Source organism: Bdellovibrio sp. BIS2, from assembly GCF_055398295.1.
The window spans coordinates 2,512,416-2,526,671 of the sequence record NZ_AP035879.1 but is presented as its reverse complement, the minus strand read 5'-3'; the positions used below and the strand labels follow the sequence as shown (position 1 = coordinate 2,526,671).

9 protein-coding genes are annotated in these 14,256 nt (G+C 51.9%); 3 read left to right on the top strand and 6 right to left on the bottom strand.

Annotation, left to right across the window (positions count from 1 at the left end):
- Positions 1 to 2: 2 nt before the first annotated feature.
- Together ACZ520_RS12085 and ACZ520_RS12080 are read left to right on the top strand one after the other, a co-directional pair.
- The gene (locus tag ACZ520_RS12085) at positions 3 to 224 is read left to right on the top strand and encodes a hypothetical protein (protein WP_011164950.1); all 222 of its coding nucleotides are present in this window, start codon (positions 3 to 5) and stop codon (positions 222 to 224) included.
- On the top strand, positions 217 to 4,380 hold the full coding sequence (locus ACZ520_RS12080) for a tail fiber domain-containing protein (protein WP_464125732.1): 4,164 nt from the start codon (positions 217 to 219) through the stop codon (positions 4,378 to 4,380). Before ACZ520_RS12085 ends, ACZ520_RS12080 begins: the two co-directional genes overlap by 8 nt.
- Before the next feature lie 17 nt (positions 4,381 to 4,397).
- Here the strand turns inward: ACZ520_RS12080 and ACZ520_RS12075 are convergent, their stop codons facing one another.
- Positions 4,398 to 5,804 carry a hypothetical protein gene (locus tag ACZ520_RS12075; protein ID WP_088564799.1) on the bottom strand — a complete coding sequence of 469 codons (1,407 nt, stop codon included), beginning with the start codon at positions 5,802 to 5,804 and terminating at the stop codon, positions 4,398 to 4,400.
- Positions 5,804 to 6,415, bottom strand: a complete 612-nt coding sequence (locus ACZ520_RS12070) for a DUF502 domain-containing protein (protein WP_088564800.1) — start codon at positions 6,413 to 6,415, stop codon at positions 5,804 to 5,806. The genes ACZ520_RS12075 and ACZ520_RS12070 overlap by 1 nt, the downstream gene beginning before the upstream one ends.
- A gap of 169 nt (positions 6,416 to 6,584) precedes the next feature.
- Here ACZ520_RS12070 and ACZ520_RS12065 point away from each other — a divergent pair, with 169 nt between their 5' ends.
- Positions 6,585 to 8,462 carry a S8 family serine peptidase gene (locus ACZ520_RS12065; RefSeq protein WP_464125729.1) on the top strand — a complete coding sequence of 626 codons (1,878 nt, stop codon included), beginning with the start codon at positions 6,585 to 6,587 and terminating at the stop codon, positions 8,460 to 8,462.
- Between the two features lie 90 nt (positions 8,463 to 8,552).
- Here the strand turns inward: ACZ520_RS12065 and mgtE are convergent, their stop codons facing one another.
- The 4 genes from mgtE to ACZ520_RS12045 all read right to left on the bottom strand — a co-directional run bounded on the left by mgtE (position 8,553) and on the right by ACZ520_RS12045 (position 14,246).
- Complete coding sequence (gene mgtE / locus ACZ520_RS12060; protein WP_088564802.1) at positions 8,553 to 9,896, bottom strand: magnesium transporter; 1,344 nt, start codon at positions 9,894 to 9,896, stop codon at positions 8,553 to 8,555.
- A gap of 75 nt (positions 9,897 to 9,971) precedes the next feature.
- On the bottom strand, positions 9,972 to 11,834 hold the full coding sequence (locus tag ACZ520_RS12055; RefSeq protein ID WP_464125726.1) for an ABC transporter ATP-binding protein: 1,863 nt from the start codon (positions 11,832 to 11,834) through the stop codon (positions 9,972 to 9,974).
- On the bottom strand, positions 11,827 to 13,620 hold the full coding sequence (locus tag ACZ520_RS12050; protein ID WP_088564804.1) for an ABC transporter ATP-binding protein: 1,794 nt from the start codon (positions 13,618 to 13,620) through the stop codon (positions 11,827 to 11,829). Before ACZ520_RS12050 ends, ACZ520_RS12055 begins: the two co-directional genes overlap by 8 nt.
- Entirely contained in the window at positions 13,617 to 14,246 is a 630-nt protein-coding gene (locus tag ACZ520_RS12045) for a 2OG-Fe(II) oxygenase (RefSeq protein WP_464125724.1), read from the bottom strand. Before ACZ520_RS12045 ends, ACZ520_RS12050 begins: the two co-directional genes overlap by 4 nt.
- Between the last annotated feature and the right edge of the window lie 10 nt (positions 14,247 to 14,256).

Here is a 14,256-nt window from a genome sequence, read left to right as displayed (position 1 = left end):
CGATGATTGCCGCAGCTTTTCTTGTTGGTTGCGGAATCGAGGCTTCGATCATCGACTTGAATAAAAACTCAGTTGTGGATGCCCAAAGAGTCGAGCCGGATTTTGTGGCGTCCGAAGTGGTGACGACCGCGAGTGGCGTTGTTGTTCGCGGAGCTTTTGGCGAAATTTCCGAGCAAAAGGTGCTGACAAATAATGTTGTTATTGAAGGGGCGTTCTATGAATAAATTCATTCATTGGTGTGCCATTGCAGTCTGTTTTGCAGGTCAATCCACGCTGGCTGCGGGGGGAACCCATAAAGGCATCAGCTTCCAGGGGGTGATCAAACTTCCCAACGGGGACTATCCTTCTGCCGCAGGTGTCAGCGTGCGGGGATTGGTCCTGTCTGCGAACAATTGTATTTTACGAGAAGAAGAGTTCAGTTCCGTCAATATCGTCAATGGTTACATCAATCTGGTCATCGGTCAGGGAGTCACGGATGGAGATGATCCTGGTTTCACGATGACCGAGGTTATGGATAATTCCAAGATTCGAAGTGGATTAAAATGCATAGAGGCCGGGGGCGGGCGTGTCAGTGGAAGTTTCAATCCTGGTGCAAGCAGTGGGGTTCGAAAATTTCGAATTGATTTGGCTGTTAATGGCATCCCCGTGCTTGCTGATTTTAATATGCGTGCGATGGCTTATGCCGTGAATTCCGAAACCTTGAACGGTAAGGAGGAAAGTGATTTCCTGCAGGTGGACCCGCTGAAAGGGGTTACACAGACCAATCTTGAAAAAGTGCTGGCGCAAACGACGAAACTTGAAAATCTATTATCCAACGTAAATCCGGATGGAACAGTCACTGCCACCAGCGCTTTGACGGCGGTCGTGGCGCAGAGTCTGGATAGTGGTTACACGGTCCCCGTGTCCCAAGGGGGTACCGGAGCCACAACCTCAATGGCGGCCTTGCAGAATCTGCTTCCCATTCAAACCGGAAAGACCAACTATTATTTGCAAACGGATGGAACGAACGCCTCGTGGCAGCCCGTTGTTGCCGGTGGCGGAACTATCACCGCCGTCGTGGCGGGGGCCGGTCTGGCCGGAGGTGCCACCGCAGGAGCAGCCACTCTGAACCTTGAAGAACTTAATACGCAAGGAACTTATACCAAAGTTACGACTGACAAATATGGTCGTGTGACGACGGGAACGACCTTGGCTGACAGTGATATCCCGGCGCTACCTGCGAATAAAATCACCTCAGGTACCCTGACTGTGGATGTGCAGAGCACGAATGTTTCGGCTACGAATCTTGCCGGACAAAACCTAAAAATCTGGAATGGATCAAATTATTTAACCTTCACTTATCCCTCGGGCGGGGCTGGATACAGTCTTGAATGGCCCGCGATGACAAATGCGGCGAACGCCAACATGGTTTTACAGACTGATGGTGCTGGTAAATTGCAATGGGTGGCCTTTCCGACGGGGGCTTTTCAGGAGTCTACCAGTTTGGGGCAGGATCTAAGCGGAACTTTGCCAAATCCGAAAGTTGTAAAAATCAACGAGATCCCTGTGGCGAAAGCTCTGGCGATCGATGATCAAAAATTCCTGAAGTATGTGAATGGAACGGGTTGGGTTCCCCACTATGTGAAGCTGTCAGAACTGAAAGACAGCTTGGGAACCGGCTCCGCGTTTAATGTTGCAAGTTGTACTGCCAGCCAAACAATGGGTTGGTCGTCGATCACAGACAAGTTTGAGTGTCAGGACATTCAGCTCAGTCTTGCTGGTACGGGTGTCACGGGAACTCTGCCTGTGGCCAAAGGTGGTACAGGCTTGAGCGCGGCAGGTACGGCTAATCAATTGCTGGGAATGAATGCGGCGGGAAGCGCCCTGGAGTATAAAACCATTCCGACCTGCGGTGCAAATCAGTATGTCACGTTCAATGGAACAAGCTTTTCTTGCGTGAACGATGCTTCATCTGGATCTGCGGGGGGAGATTTGACCGGCACTTATCCGAATCCAACACTGAAGGCGACGGGTACAGCCGGGACTTATACGAAAGTCACAACGGATGCTCAAGGCCGCGTGACCAGTGGATCTGCTTTGGTCATTGGGGATGTTACTACGGCCTTGGGTTACACTCCGGTGAATAAGGCCGGTGACACGGTCACCGGAAATTTGACATTCGATAATACAAAAGGAACTTCTTACAAGGGGACCACTGCGAACACGGCCACTTTGACGGGGCCGAATACCGTGATCGGAACGAGTTATGTTCTGCGTCTGCCCGCAGCTCAAGGCGCAGCCAATCAGGTGATGTCCGTGGATGGTTCCGGCAATTTGGGGTGGATGACTTTGAGTTCTCTTGCAACTTCTGGAACGGTGAACAACAGCAATTGGTCGGGCACTGCCTTGTCTATTGCAAATGGCGGAACTGGTGCGACCACACAAGCGGGTGCTCAAACCGCTTTGGGAATCGGGACGGCGGGAACGAAAAACACCGGCACGGGTTCAGGTGCCGTTCCTTTAATTGGTGTCGCGGGTATCACAGCCAACAGCATGTGTACTTCTGATGGGACCAGCTCATTGGTTTGTAACTCGCCGATACCAGCAGGGTCTCAATGGACGACTTCGGGAAGTAATATCTACTACACCACGGGGAGCGTGGGGGTGGGATTAACAAGTCCACAAAGAAAACTTCACGTCAGTGGTGGAGGAGTTCAACTGACCAATGCCACTGTTGGCGACGGTGTGAACGACGGGTTTTTGCTGGATTATGTCTCAAATGATGTGGTCTTCAGTAATCGAGAGATCGGTGGAAGCTTACGGTTTGGGACTAATGGTTTTTCGAACCAATTTGCGATCAATTCTGCGGGCAATGTCGGCATTGGCACGACGACGCCTCAATCTAAGTTGGATGTGAACGGCATCATTCGCGCGACAGAGATTTGTGATGAGGCCGGGGCAAACTGTAAGGACATCTCCTCGGGTTGGGGTGCTACAGTTCCCAACTTGACTCTTGCTGCGGATAACACATCTGTGGGTTTGTATGCAGATGGCGCTACCAACGGGGTCGCTGTCGGTCATGCTTCTTATGCCCCGACGTCAGGGGTCGCCGTCGGGGATTCTGCGGACGGCAACTTCCAAGGGACCGCAGTGGGTTATTTTGCCAACGGAGCGGCGAGTGGTGTTTCCATCGGATGGAATTCTAACTCTACGTCAGAAGCTGTTGGGGTTGGTGCTCAAGCTCACGCGTCTCGCTATGGGGTGTCGCTGGGTTTCCAGGCCGGTTACAATGCAAATACGGGAGGTTTGACGGCGGGGAATGGGAATGTCTTCCTTGGCTACAAGGCCGGCGTTGATGGAGGCCAGAGATCGAATACGTTTATTATTGCCAATAATTCCATGACAGCCAAAACCCCTTTGATGTTCGGGAAATTTGACACTGGAAACGTTGGTATCGGGACAATCACCCCAAGTGCAAAGCTTGAAGTTGCAGGAGGTTTACGCGTGGCCGACGGAAGCCTGGCTGTTCCTTCAATCTCGTTTTCTGCCAACTCTGATACAGGATTGTATCACTATGGTGGTGAAGGAGTCGGGGTGATTACAGATGGCACTCTTGCTGTCGGCTTCACGCCGTGGAGTGCTTACTATTCTACTCCAATTACTCTACCCAATGGTACGGCTTTGGAGCATGCCATTGGATCAAGCTCTGCTGCGGGACTCTTTTTTCCAAATACAGCGACTCTTGGGGTCACTACGAATGGTGCAGAGCGCCTAAGGGTCGACTCGGTCGGAAATGTTGGTATTGGTGTTACAGGTCCAACTTCGAAGCTGCAAGTTGCTGGTAACATCACTCCAGATATAACGGCATCAAAGAACATCGGATCCAGCACGCTAAGATGGAACAATATCTATCTCTCAAATGCCCCTGATGTGAGTTCCGACGCTCGTTTGAAAAAGAATGTAAAAGACTCTGATCTTGGACTGGATTTTGTTAACTCTCTACGTCCTGTTTCATGGACCTGGATAGATGAAAAACAAGGAGCTACAGAGCATTACGGAGTCATTGCTCAGGAAGCAGAGCTGGCTATTGCCAAAGCTAAGGGTGAGTCCAGTGATGTGATTGTGACCCACAACGAAGACAGCGACAGTTACAGTGTCAGGTACACGGAGCTGATCGCTCCACTTATTAAAGCTGTTCAGGAACTTTATCGCGATCTTATAGACGTTAAGGCTGCCAATGAGATTCAAGCCCGTCAAATTGCCTCGAAAGCGGATATAGAAACGGTAGAGTTTTTGAAAGCTGAGAATGCCGCCAAAGACCTTAAGATCAGAAAGCTGGAACGCATGAACGAGGAAATGAACAAACGCCTTGAAAAGATTGAAATGGCGATTGCGAAGTAGATCCCCTATGAGGAGATCTACTTCAACCCAAACAACTTTTTGGATTTGATCAAATCGCGAGCGCTTGGCGGGACCAGTTGCTCCCACTTGGAATCGCCCGATTCAATCATCTTCATCACATCTGCAGAGTGCAAATAGTCGCCAGTTTCATCGCAGCCGGAAATGTCCACGATCTGCTTGTTTTCAATGAAATGAGCATAGATATGGCGCAGGTGCGGGGACGGGAAGAAGCTTTTCGCCGTCAGACACAGGTTTGGTGTCTTGTGCGGATAAATGTACAGTTTGGTTTTTTGCTCCAACAGTTTACCCAGGCCCTCTAGCAGGCCGCCCTGCAGGTTGCTGTAGTGCTCTTCAGTAAATAGTTTGTTCAGGTGGCTTGCCCCTACAACCAGCGCCATAAAGTGCGGGTTGTAACGACGGATAAAGCGCTTTAGTCCATAGAACAGGAAGAAATTGGAAATCATAACATGCACACCCTGACTGGTCAGGGTTTCTACGCGTTCCAGGAAATCCTTTTCATTGACGTTTCCGTCCGTGATCAGATTGTGCATGGTCAGTTCCATGATCGGCAGAACTTCCAGGGCTTTACCCTCGCTTTTCAGGACGTCGTCCTTCATCTGCTCAAGACCTTTTTTCAGCACATCCATGTGAGTCACGGTCACCGGACGATAGGTTCCACGTTGAATCAATAGCGACTTGCCATAGATGGCGTCAGACACATTCAGGATCTCATTTTTCGGCGAGAACAAGATGGCTTCCGCCAGACCCCGGCGCACGAGTTCCAGATTCATCAGACGCACATCGAAGTGCTTCACGGCAGAACCCGAGAACTTGATAACATCAATGATGATCTGACCGTCTTTCAAGCCTTCCGCCAGCAGGGGAATGAAGTCCTCAGACTTGTCCAGATGATAGAACGCGCAGTTCAGAAGGTTCACCCCCAGGATACCCAGGGCTTCCTGCTGCTGCAGACGATGGCGATCCAGCATGCGCACATGCAGAATGATTTCGTTGGCCGGCCCGCCGGGTTCCGATTGAAAACGCACACCCATCCAGCCATGAGATTGTTTGTTGCTGCCGGAAGAGGCCGTCGCCACGGTGTTAGCCAAAGCAAAGAATCGGGAGGTGGCGCCACGCGGGCCAGTCAGGCGGTCGATCAAAAGACTGTATTCATGATCCAGCATCTTGTACAGACGCGGTTCGCACACGTAGCGGCCGTTGGCCTCTTTGCCATAGATGTCATCGCTGACAACCATGTCATAAGCGGAAATGGTTTTCGCAATAGTCTGGGACGCTTTACCGGCCTGGAAAAAGTGACGGGCCACCTCTTGTCCGGCGCCGATTTCCGCAAACACACCATAACGACTGGTGTCCTGATTGATACGACGGGCTTTGCTCAGGGTGTTTTCAGAAGAATCAGACATTACTTTTTCTCGCCTTCGTTTTTGTCCGCCTTCACCCAGCCGGTGATGGCAAGACTCATGGCTTTTTCAATCGGCATGTCCAGCGGAGTGATGCGATTTCTTGGGATCATCAGGGTGAATCCACCCAAACCATAGCTCATTGGAATATAAACAGCGACGCGGTCCCCGGCATTTTGTTCAATGGCAGGAACATCTTTGAAGCTTTCACGGGTCACAAGGCCCATGGCACGAATCGGGTTTTCACCTTCGCCAATATCGACCAAGACAACTTTTTGCAATCCGCCCGGACCGCCACCTTTTGAAAACAGATTCATCAGGTCGCGCAGGGGGCTGTAGATGGCTTTGATGAAGGGAACTTTGGTCAGCTTTTGTTCGAGTTTCTGAAAGATACCGCCCGCCAGCAGGTTGTTCAGCATCAGACCCAGCAGAAGAATCAGAACAATCGTGATCAGGAAGCCCAATCCTGGGATATAGATGGGCAGAATTTGGCGAAGAGCATCCCCTAGGAAACTGTCTACAATCGCGACGCCAGCGTAAATGATATAGATTGTCAGTGCGATCGGCAAAAATGTAACGAGGCCCTGCAAGAAGATCTTCTGAAGTTGTTTCATAGCTAGATGTCCTGTTCTCTGATGACCTATCGGCATTAAATAGATATCAGCTAAGCCCGCTGTCTTCAAGTTCTGACGCTGTCTCACTGTGAGGCACAGAATAAAAATAATTTGTCTAAATCCTCCTCGACTTCCGGCCGAATAGTAACTGAGTGGAAAAGGAGAACCGGTGACGCCGATTCTAAGAGGTCTTTTTATTTCATTGATTCTGATTGGGTGGAATGCGGGGGCGCAGTCAGCTCCTGAAGTGGTTCCTGGCGAGTATCTGATCAAGTTCAAGGCCTCTTCCGGAGGACCTGGATTGGCGCAGAACAAGCTGCAGGGGAAAGCCAACTTTAAGGCCGCCTTCCCGGGCCTGGGTGTTTTCCAGGTTTCCATGAAGTCTGACATGGACGAAAAGGCCCTGTTTGAGGCTTTAAAAAACGATCCGGACGTTGAGTATATTGAGCCCAACTTTGTTTTGAAGAAGAACGAAATCGAACCCAACGGTCCTGTAGAGCGTCTGTCCTATGAAGACGTCGTGGCCTCAGGCTATGTTTCTTCCAATCCTTCGGTTTATTCCCAGTCCACAGCCGATACTCGGGTTGCGGATTCCTGGGCTCAGCAGTCGCCTTTGGACTCCTCGCACGGCAAGGTGATCGTGGCGGTGGTGGATACGGGGCTGGACAAGGCCCATGACGTATTTAAGCCTTACAGCTCCGGCGGTACCGGAGCCCTGTGGATCAATCAGATTGAAGCCAACGGAACTCCGGGCGTGGATGATGACCAGAACGGTTATGTCGATGACATCAACGGCTGGAACTTTATTTCCAACACCGGAAATTTCTATGACGATGATGACCACGGAACCCACGTGGCGGGGATTGTCGTTGGAGCCGGGCAGAACATCTTTGCCCGTCCTCTGGCTGAATCCAAAATCCAGATCATGCCTTTGAAATTCCTGGGGGCAGGGGGCTCGGGCTCCACGGCCAATGCCATCAAAGCGATCTATTATGCAGTAAACAACGGCGCGCGTGTAATCAACAACTCCTGGGGTGGTTCAAGTTACAGCCGCTCTTTGCACGATGCGATCACTTATGCGTATGACCATCATGTGCTGGTGGTCTCTGCCGCCGGGAACTATGGCAGCAACAATGACTCAGCTCCGATGTATCCGGCCAACTACGATGTTCCAAGCAACATCGCGGTGGCTTCGACGTCCAAGTGGGATGACCGCTCGGGCTTCTCGAACTATGGCAGCTACACGGTTCATATTGGCAGTCCGGGTGAATACATTGAAAGTACCGTTCCAGGGAACGATACGATGAAAATGTCCGGAACCAGTATGGCTGCTCCGTTTGTGGCCGGCATGGCGGCTTTGGCTTTGCGTGAAGCTACAAGTCTTTCCGGTTATCAGATCAAACAACTGGTATTGCAGTCCGCAGATCAGGTGTATTCCCTGAACGGAGTTGTTTCTTCCAGTGCGCGTATTGATGCTTTAAGTCTGCTAAACGGGGCGCAAAGCATGGCATCGACAATGGCCTCCCAGCCTTCGTACAAACCGTCTTATCTGTCAGAACGAAGTGTCGCTTCTGATGGAGCTGCTGGCGGCGGCGGTTGTGGTCTGGTTCGCTCTGTGGTCAGCCAGGGCCCGGGCTCTGGTCAGGGCGGCGCCGGCGGCGGTGCTGCGGGTGTGGTGTTTGGATTGTTGATGGTGCCTTTGATCTTGTGGCAGGTTCTGCGTGCCCGTGATCCGAAAGCGCGCCGCAAACACGAGCGCTTCAAGATGAGTTCTGAAATCCGCGTTCAGGTCGGTGACCGTGAACTGGTGGGTTCTGTGAACACGATTTCCCAGGGTGGTCTGTCCTTCAATACGGATCAGGCTCTGGAAAAAGGCGGTATCGTCACTATGCGTATCCAAAGCCCGGATGGCCACGAAGTCATCGAGGTGCAGGGGCAAGTCGTGTGGTGCGAAGAAAACAAAGCCTACGGGGTGGCATTCGAAAATGCCCGAACCGGAACTCTGGCTATGATTCGAGATTGGACCAGCGGTTTAATCAAGACTTAGTGAGTGGTGAAAAATAAGAAATAAAAAGGGAGTCGAAAGGCTCCCTTTTTTTTTGCTGCGCTGTGGGCCTGAAAAAGAACCAGGAACCTTTTAGAGCAGGATGCCTGACAGGAAGAAGGAGGCGGCGGTGAAGTAAATCACCAAACCTGTGACGTCGACCAGCGTGGCAACGGCCGGGGCGGATGCGGAAGCGGGGTCAAAGCCGACTTTTTTCAGGATGAAGGGAAGCATAGAGCCTGAAATAGTTCCCCACAACACGACGCCCACGACGCTGGCTGCAACCGTCAGACCCACTTGCATGTAGTGGGCGGTGTACAGGGTTTCACGATTCGGCCACAGCATGATTCGAATGAAACCAATTGCCCCCAGCACCAGACCCAGGCAGGCCCCGGTCATGATCTCCCGACCCAGAACACGCCACCAGTCACGCAAACGCACTTCGCGCAGGGCAATCGCACGAATAATCAAAGTGGAAGCCTGAGAACCCGAGTTACCACCCGAGCTGATAATCAAAGGAATGAACATGGAAAGCACCACAGCTTTGGACAGTTCGTCCTCGAAGAACGCCATGGCGGTCGCCGTGAACATTTCCCCCAGGAAGAGGATCATCAGCCAGCCACCGCGCTTTTTTAACATCTCCAGCATCGAGATCTTCAGGTACGGAGCATCCAGGGATTCAACACCCCCGATTTTATGGATATCTTCCGTCGCTTCTTCCTGAATGGCCGTGGCCACGTCATCGAACGTAACGATACCTTTCATGATACCGTTTTCATCGACAACCGGGACGGCCATCAGATCCTGTTGCGAGAAAATGCGACCGATTTGTTCCTGGTCCATTTCAACGGGAACTTTCAGAACATCCGTGTGCATGATCTCGGCAATTTTCTTTTCCGGAGAAGACTGGAACAACTCACGGAAAGAAACCACACCCAGAAGCTTCTGGTCCGAGTCCAAAACGTAAGCGTAATAAATCGTTTCAACGTGGGTTTTCGCCTGAATGCGGATGTAGCTGATGGCTTCATCCACGCTCATGTCAGGGCGCAGACGCACGAAACGGGAACTCATCAAGCCCCCGGCGGCGTCTTCTGCGTAAGCCAGCAGAGCCGTGACTTCACGTTTGGTCTGAGGGTCCAGCAAAGACAGAATGTCCTCGCGGTGATCGCCACCCATTTCCTGGATCAAATCGGCCACGTCATCGGGGGCCAGCAGGCGGATCCAGGATCTTTTTTCAAGATGAGTCGCTTCTTCGATCAGTTCGGCCTGATCGTGGGTCTTAAGACTGAGGAAAAGCTCTTCGGCTTCGGTGCGGGGCAGGTCTTTGAATTTTTCACGGCGTTCAGCCGGACTAAGGGCAGACCAGCTCTCAGACAGACTGAGAACTGTGTCTTGATCCTGGACTTCGATGTTGTTCTGGTTGTTGTTGCTGTCCATGTCGCCCCACCAGTTTAAGAATTATGCTTTGCCCGATGAAATACCCCTTATCATCGGCAGGGGCAACCCTAATTGTTAGACCAGTTCTGTATTTTTAAAGCGAGGCAGCACTTCGGATGTCGGTCCCAAAGCTTTGATCTCGCCATTCTGTAACCATAAGATTCGATCACACTTTGCCAGTGTCGACAGACGGTGGGCAATGATGATCTGGGTGCGATCCGAGAAGAACTCTTCTGTCGCGCGGACCATGATTTCTTCAGACTGCGGATCCACCGAGCTGGTGGCCTCATCCATGATAACAATCGGGGCCTGTTGCAGCAGGCAGCGCGCCATGCACAGAAGCTGACGTTCCCCCAGTGACAGGTTCTTGCCTCGTTCTTCAATGCGCATGTCCAAGCCGCCGGGCTGAGCCAGCACCCAGTCACGCAAGCCCACCTGTGCCAAAACAGAAAGAAGTTTTTCTTCGGTCAGGGTGCCTTCGATGTCCAGGTTAAAGCGCAAAGTTCCCTGGAACAGAATGGGTTCCTGGGAAATAAAGGCCATGGATTTACGATACAGATTCAGGTCGACGCCGTTGGCAGCCGCAGTCAGTTTAGGCTGATGCGTGTTGATGGCGATCTGTCCTTTGTCGATCGGGTACAGATAGAACAGGGCTTGGATCAGACTGGATTTGCCGGACCCGGTGCGTCCCACGATGCCCAGGCGTTCGCCGGCTTTTACGTCAAAATTGACACCTTTCAGGACCCAGGGAAGGTCTTCGCGATAGCGGAACCACACATCCTGCACTTGCACTGAGGCATTGCGTTCTTCGGTCAGGCGGCGGGTGGAAAGATATTTTTCCACGCTCGGGGAATAAGTCGGATGGCCCGTCGCAAAAGTGGCACTGGAAGGCAGCAAGCTGCCTTGTTCGATGTTCATGCGCATGTACTGATCCAGACGCTCAACGCCGATCATGGCTTCTTCAAACTGGGTCAACCATTCAAAGAACATCTGCACGGTGTTTCCGGAAAGCGCGATAAAGGCAAAGGCCACACCCACGGAACCCACCGTCGCCCAGCCTTTTTCGATCATAAAGTAAGCCGACACACCCGTCACCAAAAGCAGCAGGGCGGTCAGGCTGTTCATCTGCAGGGAAAAGCTCAGCAGGCTTTTTGTGGTGTCCATTTTTTGCGTCAGGAAGTGGCTGTCCAGGCGTTCAAACCGTTCACTGAAGGACTGCTGACGGCGGAATGAGCGAATGGTGCTGGCCCCTTGAGTGGTTTCTGCAAAGTGCGCGATGCTGGGCGAGCGGCTGGCCGACAGTTCGCGACGGGCCGTGCGCAGTTTTTCCTGATTCAGTTTGTAAATCAGATAGTTCATCAAGGCGATAAAGACCACGAAGATCAGATACACCGGATTGGCCACGGTGATCAGAATGATCATCATGGTCAGATCAAAGATGATCGAAATAAATTCGGCCAAAGGTCCCCCGAACAGACGGAAGACGTTGCCATAGTCACTGGAGAAACGCGTGATGATTCGTCCGGCCGGAGTGTTGTCAAAGAAACTCATCGGCAGGCGGGATGTGCGCAAAGTCACTTCATCATAGAATGAGGAAATCGCCTGAGCCGACAAGCGCGAAAAACTGACCCGGAAGGTCATCGTTAATATAAAACCTGTCACGGCCATCACACCCAGCAGGGCGATCAACTGGGCAGAGCTGAGGCCCGACAAGATATTCTCTTTGCCAACGATGGAATCGACCCAATAGCCGATCACGTTGGTGTTTGCCAGCAGCAATCCACGTCCAGTGATTCCCAGAATCAGACACAGGACAATGCGCGTGAAGAACGGGCTGTAGGCAAATTTCAGGGTTTCATAAATGCTCTTGTTGTATCCGCCGTCTTTTTTCGTGTCACCGTCGCTCAGGTATTTGGCTTTGATAGGGGCACTAGACATGAGGCACCTCCGCTTTCTTTGCGGATTCTTTTTCAGTGGCTTCTTTGGCGACACTGGTGGTGTATTCGCGGAATTTTTCGTTGCGCGCCAGCAGTTCTTCGTAACTACCGGAATCAATAATCTGACCGTCTTCCATGAACAAAATACGGTCCACGCGGTGAAGCGCACTGAGACGGTGAGTCACCAGCAAACGGGTGCGGTCCGCCCAGGCACCCAGCAAGAGTTGTTCAAATAATTTATGTTCCGTATCGACATCCACCGCGCTCAGGCAGTCATCCAGCAGCATGATCGGGGCTTCGTGATAGTGTACTCGCGCAAGTCCCACACGCTGTTTCTGACCCCCGGAAAGATTCACACCGCGTTCACCGATCTCAGTGTTCAGACCTTTTTCCACGCGCTCGGTGTCCAGATCAAACTGCGCCAGACGCAGGGATTCCTCCACCATCGGATCCCGCTCGGCTTCGATGTCGTACAAGAAGGCCACGTTTTCGCGCAAGGTGGCGTTCATGATAAAGCCTTCCTGTGGGACATAGGCAAAGTGCGAACGAACATCATCAACAGAAATCTTCAGGGCGTTTTTGCCACCCAGATGATAGAAGTCAAAATGAGCCCCGGTTTCTTTTAGCAGCGACAACAGCAGCATGGATTTACCAGCACCCACTTCGCCAACAACGGCGACAAACTCCCCGTGGGCGATATCCAGATCCACATTGCGCAGGATCTTTCTTTGGGCCACAGTCAGATTCAAGCCGCGCACCTGCAGGGCGTACTTGTCGGCCAGCTCTGCCTGACGGCGCTCTTGGGAGTTTTCCGCGGTTTCATTGTTTTGTGTCGAGAAGAATTCTTCCAGACGGCGCAGGGACGTCCAGGAATCAAAGGCAAAAGTAAAGAACCACGGCATTTGACGGAAAGGGCGGGTCAGGAACACCGCCACAATCCAAAGCAGTGCCAAAAGTTCGCCACTGGTCAGGGTGTGCTTTGAATAGAACACCAAAGTTGCCAGGGCCACCACATTCAGGAAGAACGTGATGGAGGTGGAAATGGAGTTCATCATCTGACCGTTGGTGACCATGGAAACACGGTTGCTGGTTTCGATTTCACGTTTGGCGAAGATGTTGCTTTCAAAGTGATGGGTCCAGCTAAGAATGCGGATGGTGCGGATGTTCTGGATCCACTCATTCACCAGGCCAATGCGTTCCGCCGCCAGTTGTTTGAAATTAAAAAAGAACTTGGACTGACGAAATGCCATGAACGTGTTTAAGCAGGAAATCCCCAGCATCATCAGCACCGTGGGCCACAGAGGAATATCAAACAGCAGTGAAATTGCAAATGGCGCCAGAATCAGCGGGAATATCGTGGAAGCACCCGCGGGCAGGGTCTGATCCAAAAACACCGTGGCCCCTTGCACGTCCGTGGCGTACAGGGAAACAATTTCCCCCACCGGGCGGCCGCTCATGGTGTCGACACGCAAGTGCAGGGTTTTGTTGTAAAGACGTTTGGCAAAGACCTTTTGCATGTGCAGGGCCTCGCGAACACTCAGGAAGTTTGTCAGTTGCGAGAAAGCCTGGGCCAGCAAAACACAGAAGAAAGCGCCAATGATGTAAGACAGGGTGTGATCAAACTGGATGAAGTGCAGCTTGCTTTCGACTCCGGTCAACTGGTCGATGAATTCCTTCTGAAAGAAAGGACCCATCAAGCCCAGAACCGCCGCCACCAAAGAACAAATCAGAACCGTGATGCGGGCGTGAATGCGAGTGAAAACTACTTCTGCGAACAATGACTTCATGATGCGTCGTTCCTAAACCAGCCAGTCAGACTGAGCCGGGGTGAATGACTCTTTTCCACCTGATGGGGAAAGAGATCGCTGCGGAAAAGGACCAATGTTCCAAGGCGGGGTTGCACTTGCGCCAGCAGAAGGTTTTCATCTTCGGGGCTGTACAAACTCAGTTCTCCTCCGTCGCCTTTTTGCCAGTGGGCATTGAGGTAGAGGATGAAAGTGATCCGTCTTGCGCCGGAACCGCGGTGGTTGTCGATATGCTTATCATATCCTGCGCCGGGAGGATACAGGGCAAAGTGAGATTCAAATCTTTGGAGACCCAAATAAAAATTCTCATTCAGTTTTTGGCGCAGAACTTCAAGCTGAGCCAGGAACTGCTTTTGCAAATCCGAGCCCGTGTCCTGCTCCAGCCACAGAGTGAAATCACCGCGAATTTCCGCGTTCACCGCCTTGGTGGCAGAGTGACCGATGGAGGCTTTGTTCAAAGCGCCGGCAGCGTGCAGATTTTGACACTCGTGGGCGAGCGCCTGACAAAAATCCTGTGAGAAAACCTCGGTGGCAACGGCCCAGTGATGGTCCGCGAGGTCATCAAACATTCTATCGAGATTTGTGAGATTGATTTGATTCTGCTTCAAAGTGTTGCCA